Genomic DNA, 18,142 nt, shown 5'->3' with positions numbered 1-18,142 from the left:
CCCGGAGAGGGACGCAAGGACCGGGTCCTCGGGGACAGGAGGACGCACCTGTCCCCGAGGCCCCTCATCCGAGGCCTCCCGCAGACCCCGGACCAACCTGGACTGGTCCGAGGCCGATGCTCTCGGAGGAGGGCCACCTCCTCCGAGAGCTCGGGCAAATACTCCAGCCGAGCCGCGCCAAGCGTTGATCCACAAGACTGTTGTCCCCGACTGCGGTGCCGGCCGGGACAACAGTCTTGTGCGTACATCCCGGTTACCGGCGATCTGGCACTCTGTCGCCACACGGTCCCCGGCACCGAGAGGCCCTCCATGACCACAGAGAACGACAGTCGTCGCCTGTTTCCCTCCACACTGCGGCTGAGCGGTCACGGCCTCGTCCTGCGCGAGTGGACCGACGACGATCTCCCGGTGATGGCGGAGCTGTTCGACGACCCGGAAATCGCCTACTGGACGCCGCTGGTCTCCCCGTTCGGACTCCAGGCCGCCCGCGACTACCTGGAGAAGGCCCGCCGTTCCCGGGTCACGGGGCAGCGCGTCCACCTGGCCATCACGACGGACGGCGACCGGGCCAAGGGCGAGGTGCTGCTCAGCCTGAGCATGTGGGACGACGGCACAGGGAGCCTCGGCTACGCCGTCGGCGCCGCCTACCGGGGGCAGCGGCTGGCCGTCCGTGCCGTGCGGGTGATGACGGACTTCGCCCACACCACGGCGGGGCTGTCCCAGCTGTTCCTGGAGATCGAGCGGGACAACGAGGCCAGCATCCGGGTCGCCAGGGCGGCCGGTTTCCAGCTCACCGACGCGCCGCCCAGCGTCGTCGAGGACAAGGGCCGGACCCTGAGCCTGTTCACCTGGTCCCACTCCCGCCCCTGAACGCCGGGCGTACGCCCCCGCCCGGCGCCGGCCGGACAGCGGGGCGTCGCCGCCTGTCCTGCGAGGTCAGACCGCCTGGTCCTCGACGTGGAACGAGATGCCTCCCTGGTCGTCGATGTCGGCGTCGAGAGCCTTGTCGTCGAGTACGCTCGCGGCCACCGGGTCCAGGTAGACCTTGGCCCCCTCGCTCTCGACGACCTTGTCGGTGTTCTGGGGCCCGTCCGCTACTGACAGCATCAGCGAGCCCGCGTCGTCGTCCTGCGACGAGATACGGATTCCCTTGTCGGTCGACTCGCCCGCTTGGGCGTTGAGGTCACGGATCACCTTGGCGGCGGTGTCTGTAAGCGTGAGCATTGCGTCTCCTCGCCAGGGGTTGATTTCTTGGATTAATCCCGCCCATGCCCGCTTTGGACGGCATAAACCGCCCCGCCCGGCTCTGCGGGTCGAATCTGGCTAATAACCCGTTGACGCGCCGTTGGCACGGCCGCGCCTCGCCGACCGGCGGAAACGGGCGCCGCCTCAGGGCCGCGCGGTATCGCCGGGGGTGGCGACACCGGGCCGGGTGAGGCGTTCGGGGTCGACGACCCTGTCGTAGAGCGCCGGGCCGACGCCTGACCTCAGGGCGGCCTCCCTGAGCGTGAGGTTCTCTTCGAGCGCGCGGTGGGCGATGCGGGCGGCCCTGTCGTACCCGATCACCGGGCTGAGCGCGGTGACCATCATCAGGGACCGCTCGACGTACTCCTTCAGCTTCGCGGTGTCGAGCCGGGTGCCCTCCACGAGGTAGGCGCGGAAGTGGTCCATCGCGTCCGCCAGGATCCGCGCCGAGTGCAGCACGTTGGCGATGATGATCGGCCGGAAGGCGTTGAGCTCGAAGTTGCCCTCCGCCCCGGCCATCGACACCGCGCCGTCGTCGGCGATCACCTGGATGGCGACCATCAGCATCGCCTCCGCCTGGGTCGGGTTGACCTTGCCCGGCATGATCGAGGAGCCCGGCTCGTTGGCCGGCAGGATCAGCTCGTGCAGGCCCGCGCGCGGCCCGGACCCGAGCCAGCGCATGTCGTTGGCGAACTTGAACAGCGACACCGCGAGCGCGCGCAGCGCCGCGGAGACGCGGACCATCGCGTCGCAGGAGGCCTGGGCGGCGAACCTGTTCGGGGCACCGGTGAAGGGGTGGCCGGTGAGCTCGGCGATCAGCGAAGCGACCTCGTCCCCGAACCCCGGCGGCGCGTTCAGCCCGGTGCCGACCGCCGTGCCGCCGACCGCCAGCCGGTACAGGCCGGGCAGCGTCTGGCCGAGGTGCTCGCCGGCGTCCTGGAGCTGGGCGGCGTAGCCGGACCATTCCTGGCCGACGGTCAGCGGGGTGGCGTCCTGCAGGTGCGTGCGGCCGATCTTGACCACGTGCTCCCACTCGCGGCTTTTCGCCGAGGCGGCCTCCCGCAGCCGGGCCAGGGCGGGCGTCAGGTGGCTGTCGAGGGCTCGCACCGTGGCGATGTGCATGGCCGTGATGAACGTGTCGTTGGACGACTGGCTCATGTTCACGTGGTCGTTCGGATGGATCGGGTCCTTGCTTCCGAGCCGGCCGCCGACCAGCTGGATGGCCCGGTTGGAGATCACCTCGTTGACGTTCATGTTCGTCTGCGTGCCCGAGCCGGTCTGCCACACGTACAGGGGGAACTCGCCGTCCAGCCGGCCGTCGACGACCTCGTCGGCGACCCGGCCGATCAGGTCGGCCTTCCACCCGGGCAGGAGGCCTCTCCGCCCGTTGACGAGCGCGGCGGCCTTCTTGACGTAGCCGTAGGCGTGGTAGACGGCCTTCGGCATCCGGTCGTCGCCGATGTCGAAGTGGATCAGCGACCGCTGGGTCTGCGCGCCCCAGTAGTGGTCGGCCGGCACCTCGATCTCGCCGAGGGAGTCGCTCTCGACGCGCGTGCCGGAGGCGTCCAGCCCGATCGGCAGGTCCAGGATCGGCGGGGCGGCCTCGTGCTCCTGGTGCTCCGGGGCCACGGTCAGGCTCCCCGGACCGGTGGGGCGGTGTCGTGCTCTCGGTGCGCCGGGGCCACGGTCAGGCTCCCCGGACCGGCCGGTACACCGGCTGCCACATCGCGTCCTGGACCCGCTGGACGGGGTCGCCCCGCTCGGCGCGGGCCAGGCCCTCCTCGGCCGCCTGCCGGGCCACCGCGACCGCGACCGTGGCCGAGACCTCCCTGAGGTTGTCCACCTGGGGCAGCAGCGAGGCGCCCGGGATGGAGACGTCCACCATCCCGGCCACCGCGTCGGCGGCGGCCCGTAGCATGCCGTCACCGACCCGCCGGGCCCGCGACACGATCGCGCCCAGCCCGAGCCCCGGGTACAGCAGGGCGTTGTTGGCCTGGCCGATGACGTAGGTGACGCCGTTGTAGGTGATGGGGTCGACCGGGATGCCCGTGGCGACCAGCGCGCGGCCGTCCGTCCACCGGATCAGGTCGGCCGGCATCGCCTCGATGCGCTCGGTCGGGTTGGAGAGCGGGAAGATGATCGGCCTGTCGACGCCGGCGGCCATCGCGCGCACGATCTTCTCGGTGAAGGCCCCGTGCGCGGTGGAGGTGCCGATCAGCATGGTCGGCCTGACCCGCTCGACGACCTCTTCGAGCCCGATGCCGTTCCCGTCCCTGTTCCAGTCCGCGACCTCGGGCGCCGGGCGGGCGTACGGCACCTGGAAGTCGCGCAGATCCCGCAGGTCGTCGGTCAGCAGGCCCTGCTTGTCGACCGCCCAGACGCGGCGCGTGGCCGTCTCGCGGTCGAGGCCGTCGCGGACCATCGCGTCGCGCAGCTGGTCGGCGATGCCGATGCCCGCTGTACCTGCGCCGAAGATGACGATCCGCTGGTCGCGCGGCGGTGTGCCCGTGACGCGGACGGCGGCCAGTGTCGCCGCGAGCACGATCGCGCCCGTGCCCTGCATGTCGTCGTTGAAGGTGGGGATGCGGCCGGTGTACCTCTCCAAGATGCGGCGGGCGTTGGACGGGCCGAAGTCCTCCCAGTGCAGCAGCGCGCCGGGGAACAGGTGGGTGGCCGCCGTGACGTAGGCGTCGATGAAGTCGTCGTAGCGTCGCCCCCGCGCCCGCGAGTGCCGGTTGCCGACGTAGAGGGGGTCGTTGAGCAGCTCCTCGTTGTCGGTGCCGACGTCCAGTGCGACCGGGATGACCCGGGCGGGGTCGACTCCGGCGGCGGCGGTGTAGACGGCCAGCTTGCCGGCGGCGATGCCGGCGCCGCCGCCCACTCCCCAGTCGCCGATGCCCAGGATCTGCTCGGCGTCGGAGGCGACGATCAGGTCCACGTCGCCGGGGCCCATGCCGAGGTCGCGGAAGGCCCGCTCGATGCCCTCCGGGTCGTCGACGGACAGGTAGACGCCGCGCGGCCTGCGGTACTCCTGGTTGTAGCTCCTGATCGCCTGCGCGATCGTCGGGTCGTACACGATCGGGAGCATCTCGCGCAGGTGGTCGGTCAGGAGCCGGTAGAACAGCACCTGGTCGCGGTCCTGCAGCGCGTTCAGGTAGACGTTCTTGCGCAGGTCGGTCGGCTGCGCCAGGTACTGCGCGTAGACCCGGCGCGCCTGCCGGTCGATGGTCTCGACCGCCGGGGGGATCAGCCCGTCCAGGCCGAGGTCCGTCCGTTCCTCCCTGGTGAAGGCCGTGCCCTTGTTCAGCAGCGGGTTTTCGAGGACCTCCAGGCCGCGCGCGGTGGTGGCGTAGCTCCCGTCGGGGTTCTCCGTGAACCCGCGGCGCCCCCCGCGCGACCGTTCGTCCTTGCCGGAGGGCAACAGCCTCATCTCCCCGCGCCTACGAGCCGGGGGGCCGCCCCCCAGGTGATCGGCGATCCCTGGCTAGGCTTCCCGCCCCCGCGACCACGGACCCCTCACCACCCGCAAAGTTTCCGCCACCCCTCCCACAGCCCCTGCTGCCGACCAGGCAACCCCGGGTGCATCCTCGCGGGAGATTTCTGTCGCAGGCCACCCGGGATCCGCGGCGGGGTTCGCGTGGTCGGCGCTCAGTGGCTCCCGATCGAGCCGAGCCAGCTCTCTGTGAGGACGTCCAGCATCTCGTCGCGCCCGACACCCCAGGTGCCCGGTCTCCAGTGGCGCGCGACGTGGTCGAGCTCGGTGATGGCGATGACGCTGCGAAAGTGGCGGGTGCCGGCTGGGAACCGGTCGGCACGGTCGAGCCCCTCCTTGATGTCACCGATGGCCTCGTTCAGCCACTCGTCGAGGAGCGTGCGGATCTCGGGGTCAACGGCCGCGGCCTCGAAGGCGGTCGTGGTGTAGGGGCGAATCGCATCCCATCGTTCTTCCGAGGTCGACGCGAGCCACCCGCGGATCCGCTCTCGCGAGCCGTCCTCGACCACGGCGACCAACTCACGCTCGGTCGACCCGTGCTCGGCAGAGGGGAGCCGGCCGAGCGCGGCGTTGAGCCGCTCCGAGACGAGGGCCTTCATCAGATCGACCTTGGAGGGGAAGTACGCATAGAAGGTCACCCGCGTGGTACCCGCCGCCGACGCGATGTCGTCGACCGTCGTCGCCGCATAGCTCTTCGACCCGAACAGCTCCAGGCCGGCGTCGAGCAGGAGCTTTCGCGTCATCTCCTTCTGTGCCGTACGAAGCGTCGCCATGCTCGCCAGCATAGAGCACGACGGCTGCGTTCCGCCCTTGCTGATCGTTCTGAATACGTATTGCTCAGACACTTGATGCGATGTCAAGTTATGTGACACCTTGCACATCCAACAGGTGGTCGCGCTCACCTCGGGGGGCCGATCCCGAGCGGCCGGAACCGATCGTCCGGCCCCATCGACAAGGAAGAAATCGCAATGACGCAGACCGCTGCGCGCAAGCAGGGCTACACCGTCACGGTGGTCGCCGGCTGCTTCGCCGTACTCCTCGCGCAAGTGGCGTACTCGCTGCCCGGCGCGCTCAACGGCACCCTCCAGCAGGAGTTCCAGACCACCGGTGCCGAACTGACCTGGATCACGGCCGCCTTCGCCATCCCCATGGTCGTCTTCGAGCTGACCACCGGCGTGATCGGTGACCTGTTCGGCCGCAAACGGCTGCTGCAGGTGGGTGCTCTGCTGACCGTTGCCGGCTCGCTCGTCAGCCACGTCGCCGAGACGGTCCAGATCCTGTGGATCGGGCAGGTCGTCGCGGGTCTCGGAGCCGCGATCCTCTACCCGATCTCGCTCGCCATGCTGGCCGCGGTCAGCCCGTCGCAGGAGGCCCGTTCCAAGGCCATCGCCGTCTGGGCCGGCTTCCTCTCGATCGGTGCGGCGATCTCCCCGCTGATGGGTGGGTGGCTGGCCGCAGGGGGCAACTGGCGGACGTCGTACCTCGTGGTGATCGCGGCGGCGGTCGTCTCCATCATCATCACCCAGTTCGCTGCCGACTCCTCGGCGCCGGAGGGGCGCAAGCTGGACATCCCTGGCCAAGTCGCGCTGGCCCTCGGTCTGATCGCCGTCCTCTTCGCCGCCACGCAGGGCTCCGAAGCCGGCTTCGCCCGCCCCGAGATCATCGGCGCCTTCGTCGCGGGCCTCGTGCTACTCGGCGCCTTCGTCGTCATCGAGTCGCGGACCGACGTCCCGCTGCTGCACCTCAACATCTTCGCCAACCGTTCCTACGCGATCGTCGCGATCACCACGGTGGTCGGCATGTTCGCGTTCCTCGCGACTTGCTACTCGATGAGCATCTGGCTCGGCGCGATCCAGCACCAGAGCGCTCTGAGGATCGGCGTGCTGTTCCTGTTCATCCAGGGTCCGGCCTTCGTGCTGATGGCGGCTGTCTCCCACCTGATCCGGAACTTCTCGCCTCGTTGGGTGCTCACCGTCGGTTTCGCCCTCATCGCCGTCAGCGGCATCTGGTGCTCGACGTTCGACGTCCACGACATGAACTGGACGCGGTTCATCGGTCCGATGCTGGCCCTCGGTGTCGGCTTCGCGCTCACCGTCGGCTCGATCACGGCCGTCGCGATCAACACCGTTCCGCTGCGGCTCGCCGGCATGGCCAGTGCCACCACCAACCTGCTCCGCGACTTCGGCTTCGCTCTCGGCCCGGTGCTCATCGCCGCGTTCGCGGTCAGCGGGGCGAACAGTGACCTGGGCGCTGGTTTCGGCAGGGCGATCGGTGAGTCCGGGCTCGAGCCGCCGTACACCGGCATCGCCGGGGGTATCGCACATGGGAGTGGCGCCATGGCGATCAACTCGATGCCGGTCGTGCCCGGCGCCGGTCCGGACATGCCGCCGGTGCCGATGCCGGAGAGCCTCCACGTGCTCGCGCTCGAGTCGCTCGGCAGCGCCTACAGCCTCGCATTCCTGGTCGCCGGCCTCTGTGCCGCCGCCGCCGCGGCTCTGACGCTGTTCGGACTCTTCGGCTCGAAGCGCGCCGACGCCGAGGAGCCTCTGAGCGACGACGAGCTCGTCCCCGCCGAGTGACCTGAGAGCCGCCGGACCGAGCCGAGGTCCCCGCTTCCCGAGGACCTGGACCTGTTCTGTACAGGTAGATTGTATAATTTACCTATTGGATAATTAGTTGACATGCTGTTAAATCTACGTAAACGCGATTCACACCGCGGCGTGACCGCGGTCACTCGCCGAGACCGAAAGGAGGGGCAGCGATGGGTGCCCAGACTGCCGAGAAGACCACCGGCAACACCGTCAACACCGTCCTCGGCCCCGTTCCCGCGCGGGAGCTGGGGGTCGTCTCGGTTCACGAGGCTCTGCTGTCGGTGGTTCCGGGAGCGGAGTACGCGTTCGACGTCACCATCGACCGTGCCGAGATCTTCGAGACCCTGGCCGAGAAGCTGAAGGACTTCCGCAGGCACGGCGGCGGGACGATCGTCGACAGCACCGGCATGTTCCACGGGCGCGATGTGAGGCTGTACGAGGCCCTCTCGCGCACGACCGGCGTGCACATCGTCGCGTCGGCGGGCCAGGGCCCCGAGGAGATGCTCGGCGGCTACTTCCTGACGCCGCAGACCAACCCCCCGACGCCATGGCCGGCCGAGAAGTTCGCTGATCTCTTCGCCAAGGAGGTCACCGAGGGCATGGTGGTCCCCCGTGTCGAGCGGCGGGGTGCCGCGGGCCTCGTGGCCACCGCCGCGACCCTCGCGGGCATGACCGCGACCGACGAGAGCCTGTTCCGCGGTGCGGCCCGCGCCGCCTTGGCCACCGGTGTCCCGGTGTCGATCCGCTACGGGAACGACGCCGTACGCGACCTCGAGATCGTCCTGGACGAGAAGCTGCCGGCCGGCCGCGTCGTTGTCGGCGGGCTCGACCGCAAGGACGCCGTCGCGGCCGGCGCGCCGTTCGAGGTCGCGACCCGCGGCGCCTACGTCGCCCTCGACCACGTGGGCACCGAGGACGACGCCCACGTCACCGACACCGAGCGCGCGGCCCTGGTCACCGAGCTGATCGAGGCCGGCCACGGCGACCGGATCCTGCTCTCGAGCAACGCGACCGGCGTCGCCAAGGGCCACCCGGCCAACGACGTGCGCTACAGCCACGTCCTGACCGCGTTCGTCCCTCTCCTCAGGGCACAGGGCCTCAGCGACGAGGACGTCCAGCGGATCCTCGTGGACAACCCGCGCGACCTGCTGTCGGTGCGCTGAGCGCGCGACAGCCCAAGACCATCAAGTTTTCGCCAAAAGGTGAGTGCCGTGTCGAGAGTGAACACCGTCCTGGGGCCGATCCCGGCCGAAGAACTGGGCCTCGTGGCCGTCCACGAGCACATCGGGTACGGCATGCCGGGCTCCGAGCTGGACACGAAGTGGTGGAAGAGCCCCGAGCAGCGGTACGAGGAGACCGTCCCGAAGCTGCGCCGGTTCCATGAGTACGGCGGCGGCACGTTCGTCGACGCGACCGGCATCTGCAACGGCCGAGACGTCGACCATTACAAGTCGCTGTCCGCGAAGACCGGCGTGCACGTCGTGGCGAGCACCGGCTTCGTCGGCGGCGACACCGCGCTGCCGTTCTTCGCCCGGGCGAGCGTGGAATACCTGGCCGAGCACTTCGTCCACGAGATCACCGTCGGCATCGGCGGCACCGGCAGTCGCGCCGGCATCATCAAGGTCGGCGTGAGCCGTGGTGGCCGCATGACGGACCTGGACAAGCGCATCTACCGCGCTGCCGCCCGCGCCGCCCTGACCACGGGCGTGCCCATCCTGACCCACCTCGCGATCGACGCCGAGAATGCGATCGCCATCTTCGACGCGGAGGGTCTCCCGCTCGACCGCGTCCTGTTCGGGCACGTCGACGATGGTGTGAACGCCGACAAGACGCGCGACACCTGGATCGCGGAGCAGGGCGGCCGGGTCGGGTTCGACACCTTCGGCTACGAGACCGAGCTCGAGGACCCGCCTTTCTGGGCCCGTCCGCGCAAGGAGCGGCTGGACCACTTCCTCCGGTTCATCGGTCAGGGGCACCTGGGCAAGGTGCTCGCCTCGGCCGACGCCAACTGCAGCCCGCTGGGCTGGCCGGGTGTGAAGGGCCACACCGTCAACTACATCTTCACGGACCTCATCCCGGACCTCCGCGCCGCCGGTCTCGACGAGGCCGCGATCAAGACCATCTTCGTCGACAACCCCGCCGACTTCCTTTCGATCAAGAAGTGACAAGGACCAGAACCATGCAGCCCTCGGACCTGAAGAACCTGAACATCGCCGTCGTCGGCGCGGGGTACGGCGGCGCGGCTGCGGCCAAGGCCCTGAGCCTCCTCGGCGCCACCGTCAACGTCTACGAGCAGGCGGGCCAGATCCGCGAGGTCGGCGCCGGCATCGGCCTGCGGCCGTCCACCATGGACCGGTTCCGCCAGTGGGGCATCTTCGACGCGATCGCGAAGGTGAGCTCGCCGAGCGACTACTTCGAGATCCTCACCGCCACCGCCGACCCGATCATGAAGGAGGCGTGGCCGGAGATCGACACCTTCGGCGAGAAGACCCACCTGATCCACCGAGGGGACTTCATCGAGGCTCTGCTGGGCGTGCTCCCCGAGGGCATGGTGCACCTCGGTCACAAGCTGGAGAGCGTCACGGACGAGGGTGACAAGGCGACGCTGACCTTCGCCAACGGCGAGTCGGTCACCGCCGACCTGGTGATCGGTGCCGACGGCATCAAGTCGGTCGTGCGCGAGCAGCTGTTCAGCGACAACCAGCCGGTGTTCTCCGGCGAACACGCCTACCGCGCGGTGATCTCCAACGACGACGCCCACGGGATGGCCGTCGACGACAACCTCCGGATGTACATCGGCCGGGGCACGAAGGTCTACTTCCTGCCGCTGCGCCACCGCGACCAGGTCTCGTTCGACATCACCGCCCTGTGCCCGGACGGCATCTGGGCGCCGGAGGTCACCAAGGACGACCTACTGAAGACCGTCGAGGGTTTCGACGAGCGGATCGTGAACATCACCCGCGGCCTCGACATGGACGCCGTCAACTGCCGCGCGGTCTACGACATCAACCCGGTCGATACGTGGCATTCGGCCTCCGTCGTCCTCGTTGGCGACGCGGCCCACTCGATGCTGCACCACCAGGGCCAGGGCGCGAACTCGGCGATCCTGGACGCCGGCGCCCTCGCCGACGCCCTCAAGGAGGCCGACTCCGTCAAGGAGGCGCTGGCGCGCTACCAGGCCACCCGCAAGCCGGTGACCGACGAGCTGCAGCGGATCTCGCGCCAGGGCTGGACCGATGACGAGATCAACGAGGTCTTCCCGGGCCAGAAGCCCGCGTCCCAGAAGTCGAAGGCCTGACGCCATGCCACTGCACCCCGACATCGCCCAGGTCCTCGCCGGCCTGCCGGCCCCGCCTGACGGTCCGCTCGACCCGGTCGTCATGCGCGCAGCCGAGGAGGCGCAGGTTCCTCCCATGGAGGAGCGCCTGCCGCTCCACTCGGTCGAGGACACCACGGCGCGGACTCCGGCGGGCGAGGTCCCCGTGCGGATCTACACGCCGGTCGACGCCGAGGCGTACGGCCTGCTGGTCTACTTCCACGGCGGCGCCTTCTTCCTCGGCGGCCTGGAAACCCACGACCACGTCGCGCGGTCGCTGGCGAAGGAGACCGGGCTCAAGGTCGTCTCCGTCGGCTACCGCCGGGCGCCCGAAGCCGCCTTTCCGGCCGGCCTCCACGACTGCTACGAGGTGGTGCGATGGGCCGCCGGGAACGGCGAGCGCCTCGCATGGGACGGCGCCACTCTCGCCATCGCCGGTGACAGCTCGGGCGGCACCTTCGTCGCGGCCGTCGCCGCGATGGCCCACGACGAGGGATTCGATCGCGTCACGCACCAGGTCCTCCTCTACCCCTCGCTCGATCTCGACTTCGACGTCGACCGCTACGCCTCGCTTCGCGAGAACGCCGTCGGCTACGGCCTGGAGACGGCGGGGCTGAAGCCGTTCAACGCCTTCTACCTCGACAGCGGCGCCGACCCCGCCGATCCGCTGGTCTCGCCGATCAAGCGGGCCGACCTCACCGGGCTGCCGCCCGCGCTGATCGTGACCGCGGAGTACGACCCGCTGCGTGATGAGGGCGAACTCTACGGCCGGCGCCTCAAGGAGGCCGGAGTCGACGTCACGGTGAGTCGCTACGTGGGCGCCGGCCACGGATTCGTGCAGCACTTCTCCTGGATCCCGGCGTACCACCGGGTCTTCGAGGAGACAGCCGCCTTCCTGAGGAGCGAGCCATGACGGACGTGAACGTTCATCCCTTGGTCTCGCCGTGGGGTCGGTTCGGTCTGTACAGCTTCTTCATCGACGCCCCCCAGCCGGCCATCGTCGACACCGGGATCGCCTCCTCGCCCACCGAGGGCATGGTCCCCGCACTCGACGCCATCGGGCGCCGCATCGAGGACGTACGCTGGATCCTGCTGACCCACGGGCACATCGACCACGTCGGCGGTGCCTACGCCCTGTGGGAACTCACCGGCCGGCGCGCGCAGGTGGTCATCCACGAGGCCGACGCACCGATGCTGCGCTCGCGCCGGGCGCACGTGGATGAGTACCTCCACGGTCGGGCGCAGTACCTGAACGCCCCCGAAGGCGCGGCGAAGGTGACGGCCGCGGCCAATGCGGTCATCTCCGGCGAGATGGAGCCGACCATGCTGCTCAAGGGCGGTGAGACCCTCTCGCTCGGTGGCGACGTCACCGTCTCCGTCCACTCGATCCCAGGCCACACGCCCGGATCGGTGGCCTATGTGCTCGACGGCCGGCGCTCCGTGTTCGTCGGCGACGCCGTCCAGGTCCACGGGGCCGCCAACGGCTTCCCCGGCTACGTGGATCCGGTCGCGTACCGCGCCGGCCTGCGGTACCTGCGCGACGAGATCCGTCCGCGGCACCTGTACCTCGGGCACCCGTACCGCCGAGCGGACGGCATGCCGTATGGCGTCGAACTCGACGCCGACCAGGCTCGGGAGGCGATCCAGGGGAGCCTGGACATCGAGGCCGGTGTCGGCGAAGCGGCCTGCCGCTGCCTTCAGGACGGCCTGCGGGAGACGGACTCGCCGTACTCCCCGTTCGCCCCTGTCGCCGACAGGCTCGGTTACACCGGCGATCCCACGCTCGAGCCGTCGCCGTTCTTCACGTCGATGCACGGCTATCGCACGCACTTCAACCAGAACTCGTGACAGAGGACAAGGAACTTCGCACTCATGGCCGACTTCCAGACGATCCAAGCGGGCGAGCAGACGATTGCCGTCCGCAAGGACCTGCGGGTGCCGATGCGCGACGGGGTCACCCTCGCCGTGGACGCCTACCACGGCACGGAGGACAAGCCGCGGCCGGCCCTGATCGCGATGAGCGCCTATGGCAAGGAGCTGCAGGCGCTCGCCCTCACCACGCCGCCGCAGCGTCGCCCCAGCCCGATGTGGGACGGCTGTATCGAGGCCGGTGACATCGCGCGCGTCGTCAAGGAGGACTACGTCCACGTCATCGGTGACATGCGCGGCACCGGTGACTCCGGCGGCGTGATGATCGGCAACTACAACTCCGGTGGCGTTCCCCAGGGACAGGACCTGTACGACCTCATCGAATGGGTCGCCGGGCAGCCGTGGTGCGACGGAAACGTCGGCATGATCGGCATCTCCTACTTCGGGTCGATGCAGGTGCTCGCCGCGGCCGAGCGGCCGCCACACCTGAAGGCGATCTTCGTCAGCGGCGGCCATTTCGACTTCTACGAGACCACCTACCACGGCGGCATCATGTGGTTCATGCCGCGGGCCGCCCGCGAGGGACGCGGTGGCGACTCCGGCATCGCGCACACCAACGTCAAGTCCCGCATGCAGGAGGTCTACTCCCCGGAGGAGCTCAAGAAACTCGTCGACGAGCGGCTCCAGGACCCGGATGTGGCCGCGTGGCCGAACCTCGTGCACGTGCTGAAGTACCCGAAGAACCGCGAGTTCTGGTTCGACATCGTGATGAACAACCTCGACGGGGAGTGGTACGAGGAGCGCAATCCCATCGCGCTGGCCGAGAACATCGACATCCCGGTCCATCTGCAGATCGACCAGGGACGCGGCTGGACCGTGGACGGCCACATCGAGCTGTTCAACGTGCTGAAGGGTCCCAAGAAGCTGGACATCGGCTCCTACCCGCCGATGCAGTCGCGCCCCTGGATCGAGGAGCACGACAAGATGTTCCGCTGGTACGAGTACTGGCTCAAGGGCATCGACAACGGCATCATGGACGAGCCGGCCGTGAGCGTCTTCGTAGAGGGCTCACGTGAGGTGCTCACCGCAGAGCAGTGGCCGCCGAAGGAGATCGAGTACAAGCCGCTGTACCTTCGCCCGCGCCACAAGCTCTCCTGGGAGCCTGAGCTGATGGGCGCGGAGCACGCCGCCCCGGACGGCTTCTACCAGGCACCGCTGACGGTGACCGACAAGGTGGAGACCGTCAGTTGGAGCACCGAGCCGTTCGAGGAGCCCACGGAGCTCATCGGCACCGGTGCGGCGCACCTGTTCGCCGAGATCGACCAGGATGACACGAATTTCATCATGCGGCTGTGGGACGTCGCCCCGAACGGAAGCCGCCAGCTGATCACCACAGGCTTCCTCAAGGCGTCGCACCGCGAGTTGGACGACCGGACGACCGAGGGCAACCCGTACCACCCGCACACCCGCGCCGTGCCGGTGGAGCCCGGGAAGATCGAGGAGTACGTCCTGCGGCTCTGCCCGTTCGCGGCGACGTTCAACCCCGGCCACCGTCTGGTGGTGGAGCTGTCCAACGACGAACCGCTGGCCGACGCGCACAACTCGCTGCTGCCGCCGGACGCGTTCCACCTGCCGGTGGGTCGCCCCGTCACCCACAAGATCTATCGCGACGCCGCCCACCAGTCCCGGCTCGTGCTGCCGTTCACGAAGCGCACCGCGGCGGAGAACAGGTAGCCCGCGCTCGCGGCCCGGGTCGCGCGGGACATCGAGCCGGGCAGTTTCGTCAATCTCGGCATCGGCCAGCCCACCAAGGTCGCCGACCACCTTCCGGCCGAGATCGGCGTCGTCCTCCACACCGAGAACGGCATGCTCGGCATGGGCCCCGCGGCTGTCGGCGACGAGGTCGACCCTGAACTCACCAATGCCGGCAAGGTGCCCGTCACCGAGCTGCCTGGAGCTGCGTATTTCCACCACGCAGACTCCTTCGCCATGATGCGTGGCGGCCACCTCGACGTGTGCGTCATGGGTGCCTTCCAGGTGTCGGCGAGCGGTGACCTCGCCAACTGGGACACCGGCGCGCCCGGCTCGATCCCCGCCGTCGGCGGCGCGATGGATCTGGCGATCGGCGCCAAGCGGGTCTATGTGATGATGACGCTCTTCGCGAGGAACGGTAGCCCGAAACTTGTGCCCACCTGCACCTATCCCCTCACGGGTGTCGGCTGTGTCAGTCGTGTTTACACCGACCACGCCGTATTGGAGATCACCCCCGATGGCGTCCGCGTGCTCGAGTCGTTCGACACTTCCGTCGAGGAGCTTCGCGCCCGGCTGGAAGTCCCGCTCGCGGTCGACATCCACTGACCGTTCCCGTCCGTCGGTTACGAGGGGGCGCGATTCCTCCCGATTCTGCATAGCAGAATTAGCCGTTCTGCAGGGTGGGACAGTAGCAACATTAGCCGTATGAGCACCCCTGTGAAGGCCGGCTCCACCGACTCCGACTCAGGCTCGCTGGACCTGTTCCGGTTCAGCGACTCCCCGGTCTTCGAGGCCCTCCAGCTCAACCGCTCCCAGCACGACACCCGTATCGAAGGGACCACCCGATGAAGCTCGCCACCCTCCGCGTCAACGGCTCGACCCGGGCCGTGCGACTCGACGGTGACCGGCTGGTCGACCTCGGCCCCACCGACCTCGGCGAACTCCTCTCCCAGGACGGGTGGGCCGAGAAGGCCGCGGCCGTCGACGCGAACGCCGCCAGGACCTACCCCGTCGAGGGCGCGGACTTCGCGCCGGTCGTCCCGCGCCCCTCGAAGGTCGTCTGCGTGGGACTCAACTACAAGAGTCACATCCAGGAGATGGGCCGCGAACTTCCGCAGTATCCCACCTTGTTCGCGAAGTTCGCCGACTGCCTCATCGGCGCCACCGACGAGATCGCCCGCCCTGAGGAGACCACCGAGTTCGACTGGGAGGTCGAGCTCGCCGTGGTGATCGGCGCGCCGGTCCGCCGTGCCAGGGGTGTGGAGGCCGAGGCCGCGATCGCCGGGTTCACCGTCCTCAACGACATCACCTGCCGGGACTGGCAGTTCCGCACCCGCGAGTGGCTGCAGGGCAAGATGTGGGACTCCTCCACCCCGGCCGGCCCGTACGTCGTCACCCCGGACGAGCTGCCCGGCGGCGTACGCCCTGAGCTCGAGGTCAAGCTCAGCGTCGACGGCGAGGTCATGCAGCACGACAACACCGGCGATCTGCTCTTCGACCCGGTCACGCTGGTGGAGTACATCTCGACGGTGGTGCGCCTCAACCCCGGCGACATCATCGCCACCGGCACCCCCGGCGGTGTCGGCCACGCTCGCGACCCCAAGCGCTACCTGACCGGCGGCGAGCGCGTCGTCACCGAGATCCAGGGCATCGGCCGGCTCGAGAACACCGTGGCCGAGGAGGGCGCAGCCTGATGCGCCGCACCTTCGAGGACGCGCTGAGCTGGAGCGCGGCGGGCACCAGACTGTTCTTCGGCGCCGTCGCCGGGTGGGGCGAGGAGCAGTATCTCGCCCCCTCCGGGCTCCCCGGCTGGACCCGCAAGCACCTGGTGGCGCACGTGGCGGCGAACGCCGGCGCGCTGAGCAACCTGGTGCGCTGGGCCGCGACCGGCGAGGAGACTCCGATGTACTCCTCGATCGAACAGCGCAACGCCGACATCGCGGCCGGCTCCGAGAAGCCGGCCGCCGAACTGGCCGCCTGGCTGCACGAGTCCGCGGACCGGCTCGCCGCCGGCACCGCCGCCCTGAGCTCCGAACAGTGGGACGCCGAGGTGGTCACCGCCCAGGGCCGCACGGTCCCCGCGACCGAGATCCCGTGGCTGCGTTCGCGCGAGGTCTGCGTGCACGCCGTCGACCTGGCCGCCGGTGTCGCCTTCGCCGACCTTCCCACCGGCTTCCTGGCCGCTTTGGCCGACGACATCGCGGGCAAGCGCGGCAACGCTCCCGGGCCCGCGGTGGTCCTCACCGCCGCCGACACCGGTGACCGCTGGGAACCGTCCGGTGAAGACGACGCCACCGCGGTCACCGGCCCGCTCGCGGAGGTCGCGGCGTACCTCGCCGGCCGTCCGCACGCCCTGACCGCGACCGACGGGTCCCCCGCTCCGACACTGCCGGCGTGGTTGTGAGCGTTCACGGCACCGAGGAGAGCAACGTGACCACACCTACGTCCGCGAACCCCGTCGATGTCCTGATCGTCGGGGGCGGCGTCGGCGGCCTGAGCGCGGCATTCGCTCTGGCCCGCGAGGGCCTGCGGGTGCGCGTGCTGGAGCAGGCCCGCGAGTTCGGCGAGGTCGGCGCCGGCCTCCAGATCGCACCCAACTGCACCCGGATCCTGTACGACTACGGCCTGCTCGACGAGGCCAAGAGCCTCGGCGTGCTGCCGACGAGCATGGTGATGCGCGACGCCGTCGACGGCAGCGAGCTGACCCGCCTGGACCTGGTCGACCTGGAGCGCGAGTACGGCTTCCCTTACATGGTCATCCACCGCAGCGACCTGCACGGCATGTTCCTGCGTGCCTGCCGGCGCGCGGGAGTCGACCTGGTCACCGACGCGCGTGCCGGCGGCTATGAGAACACCGAGTACGGCGCCCGGGTACTGCTGGAGGACGGCCGCGCCGACGAGGCTCGGATCGTCATCGCCGCGGACGGCCTGCACTCGGTCGCACGCCGGCTCCTGGCCGACGACGAGCCGGTCAGCTCCTCCTACGTCGCTTACCGCGCCGCCATACCCATCGAACAGGCGGGCCGGGACGTCGACCTCACGGAGGTCTCGGTCCACGTCGGCCCGCGCTGCCACTTCGTCCACTACGGGCTGCGCGGCGGCGAGATGCTCAACCAGGTCGCGGTCTTCCAGTCCCCCAAGGCCCTCGCGGGCGAGGAGGACTGGGGCACACCCGACGAGCTCGACAGCGCCTTCGCCGCGACCTGCCCGGACGTCCAGGCCGGCATCCCGCTGATGTGGCGCGACCGGTGGTGGCGGATGTTCGACCGCGACTCCATCATGACGTGGGTCGACGGCAACATCGCGCTGCTCGGCGACGCCGCCCACCCGCCGCTGCAGTACATGGCGCAGGGCGCGATCATGGCCATCGAGGACGGCTGGGTACTCGCCAAGCACGTCGCCGCGCGCCGCGCCAAGGACGGCTCGATCGACTGGCCGGGCGCCCTCGCAGCCTACGAAGCCGTCCGCCCCGAGCACTGCCGACGCGTCCTGACCACGGCCCGCGCCTGGGGCGAGCTGTGGCACCTGGACGGCGTCGCCCGCCTCCAGCGCAACGTGCTCCTGCGGGCCCGCGACACCTACGACTACTCCTTCACCGATTGGATCTATGGCCCCACGGCGCTGACGCCGGAGAAGGAGCCGCCGATGTTCTCGCCGATCCCGCTGGATTCCGTCGGTGTCTCCGGCCTGACCGACAGGGCGGAAGCATCCCCGATACCAGCCGGACATTCACCCGCCGGACCTGTCCAACGATCCGCAATACTGAACATCTCCGCAGACCAGGCCATCTCCTGAGCTAGTTCGGATCTGCGGCATGCTCTGGGGGGTTCTTGTTTGGCTTTGACGACAGCGCTGATGACAACGTGCATCTATGGG

At 69.4% G+C, this 18,142-nt stretch carries 16 protein-coding genes and 1 pseudogene; 13 read left to right on the top strand and 4 right to left on the bottom strand.

Going from position 1 to position 18,142, the window contains the following annotated elements; all coding sequences use genetic code 11:
- Positions 1-309 precede the first annotated feature (309 nt).
- Positions 310-870, top strand: a complete 561-nt coding sequence (locus ACOZ38_RS33085) for a GNAT family N-acetyltransferase (RefSeq protein WP_424534988.1) — start codon at positions 310-312, stop codon at positions 868-870.
- A 66-nt stretch (positions 871-936) separates the two neighbouring features.
- Here the strand turns inward: ACOZ38_RS33085 and ACOZ38_RS33080 are convergent, their stop codons facing one another.
- From ACOZ38_RS33080 to ACOZ38_RS33065, 4 genes are all read right to left on the bottom strand, one after another.
- The gene (locus ACOZ38_RS33080) at positions 937-1,224 is read right to left on the bottom strand and encodes an iron-sulfur cluster biosynthesis family protein (protein ID WP_424534987.1); all 288 of its coding nucleotides are present in this window, start codon (positions 1,222-1,224) and stop codon (positions 937-939) included.
- Positions 1,225-1,389: 165 nt separating this feature from the next.
- Complete coding sequence (locus tag ACOZ38_RS33075) at positions 1,390-2,874, bottom strand: class II fumarate hydratase (protein ID WP_424534986.1); 1,485 nt, start codon at positions 2,872-2,874, stop codon at positions 1,390-1,392.
- Positions 2,875-2,932: 58 nt separating this feature from the next.
- A complete protein-coding gene (locus tag ACOZ38_RS33070) occupies positions 2,933-4,675 on the bottom strand; it encodes an NAD-dependent malic enzyme (protein WP_424534985.1) in 1,743 nt (580 codons plus the stop codon).
- A 218-nt stretch (positions 4,676-4,893) separates the two neighbouring features.
- Positions 4,894-5,511, bottom strand: coding sequence for a TetR/AcrR family transcriptional regulator (locus tag ACOZ38_RS33065; RefSeq protein WP_424534984.1), 618 nt, complete (start codon positions 5,509-5,511; stop codon positions 4,894-4,896).
- 195 nt (positions 5,512-5,706) lie between these two features.
- On the opposite strand from ACOZ38_RS33065, the gene ACOZ38_RS33060 reads away from it, so the two are divergent.
- The 12 genes and pseudogenes from ACOZ38_RS33060 (at position 5,707) to ACOZ38_RS33005 (ending at position 18,061) form a co-directional block, all read left to right on the top strand.
- A complete protein-coding gene (locus ACOZ38_RS33060) occupies positions 5,707-7,317 on the top strand; it encodes an MFS transporter (protein WP_424534983.1) in 1,611 nt (536 codons plus the stop codon).
- 182 nt (positions 7,318-7,499) lie between these two features.
- Positions 7,500-8,492 carry a phosphotriesterase gene (locus ACOZ38_RS33055; RefSeq protein ID WP_424534982.1) on the top strand — a complete coding sequence of 331 codons (993 nt, stop codon included), beginning with the start codon at positions 7,500-7,502 and terminating at the stop codon, positions 8,490-8,492.
- Between the two features lie 48 nt (positions 8,493-8,540).
- On the top strand, positions 8,541-9,494 hold the full coding sequence (locus tag ACOZ38_RS33050) for a phosphotriesterase family protein (protein ID WP_424534981.1): 954 nt from the start codon (positions 8,541-8,543) through the stop codon (positions 9,492-9,494).
- A gap of 14 nt (positions 9,495-9,508) precedes the next feature.
- Positions 9,509-10,627 (top strand): FAD-dependent monooxygenase, encoded by a 1,119-nt coding sequence (locus ACOZ38_RS33045; protein WP_424534980.1) that lies wholly within the window; start codon positions 9,509-9,511, stop codon positions 10,625-10,627.
- A 4-nt stretch (positions 10,628-10,631) separates the two neighbouring features.
- Entirely contained in the window at positions 10,632-11,558 is a 927-nt protein-coding gene (locus ACOZ38_RS33040; RefSeq protein ID WP_424534979.1) for an alpha/beta hydrolase, read from the top strand.
- The gene (locus ACOZ38_RS33035; protein ID WP_424534978.1) at positions 11,555-12,493 is read left to right on the top strand and encodes an MBL fold metallo-hydrolase; all 939 of its coding nucleotides are present in this window, start codon (positions 11,555-11,557) and stop codon (positions 12,491-12,493) included. Before ACOZ38_RS33040 ends, ACOZ38_RS33035 begins: the two co-directional genes overlap by 4 nt.
- 24 nt (positions 12,494-12,517) lie before the next feature.
- Positions 12,518-14,248, top strand: a complete 1,731-nt coding sequence (locus ACOZ38_RS33030) for a CocE/NonD family hydrolase (RefSeq protein ID WP_424534977.1) — start codon at positions 12,518-12,520, stop codon at positions 14,246-14,248.
- Between the two features lie 6 nt (positions 14,249-14,254).
- Positions 14,255-14,872 (top strand): annotated as a pseudogene (locus tag ACOZ38_RS33025) (3-oxoacid CoA-transferase subunit B); the annotation flags it as partial.
- A 99-nt stretch (positions 14,873-14,971) separates the two neighbouring features.
- Entirely contained in the window at positions 14,972-15,115 is a 144-nt protein-coding gene (locus ACOZ38_RS33020; protein ID WP_424537220.1) for a hypothetical protein, read from the top strand.
- The gene (locus ACOZ38_RS33015) at positions 15,112-15,960 is read left to right on the top strand and encodes a fumarylacetoacetate hydrolase family protein (RefSeq protein ID WP_424534976.1); all 849 of its coding nucleotides are present in this window, start codon (positions 15,112-15,114) and stop codon (positions 15,958-15,960) included. The genes ACOZ38_RS33020 and ACOZ38_RS33015 overlap by 4 nt, the downstream gene beginning before the upstream one ends.
- Positions 15,960-16,670, top strand: a complete 711-nt coding sequence (locus tag ACOZ38_RS33010) for a maleylpyruvate isomerase family mycothiol-dependent enzyme (protein WP_424534975.1) — start codon at positions 15,960-15,962, stop codon at positions 16,668-16,670. The genes ACOZ38_RS33015 and ACOZ38_RS33010 overlap by 1 nt, the downstream gene beginning before the upstream one ends.
- A 26-nt stretch (positions 16,671-16,696) precedes the next feature.
- Positions 16,697-18,061, top strand: a complete 1,365-nt coding sequence (locus tag ACOZ38_RS33005; RefSeq protein ID WP_424534974.1) for an FAD-dependent oxidoreductase — start codon at positions 16,697-16,699, stop codon at positions 18,059-18,061.
- Positions 18,062-18,142: the final 81 nt, after the last annotated feature.

It is taken from the genome of Sphaerisporangium viridialbum, from assembly GCF_049674955.1.
Classification (GTDB): Bacteria; Actinomycetota; Actinomycetes; order Streptosporangiales; family Streptosporangiaceae; genus Sphaerisporangium; species Sphaerisporangium viridialbum.
Note: the sequence above shows the minus strand (reverse complement) of the source record. Positions and strands in the feature narration are given on the sequence as shown.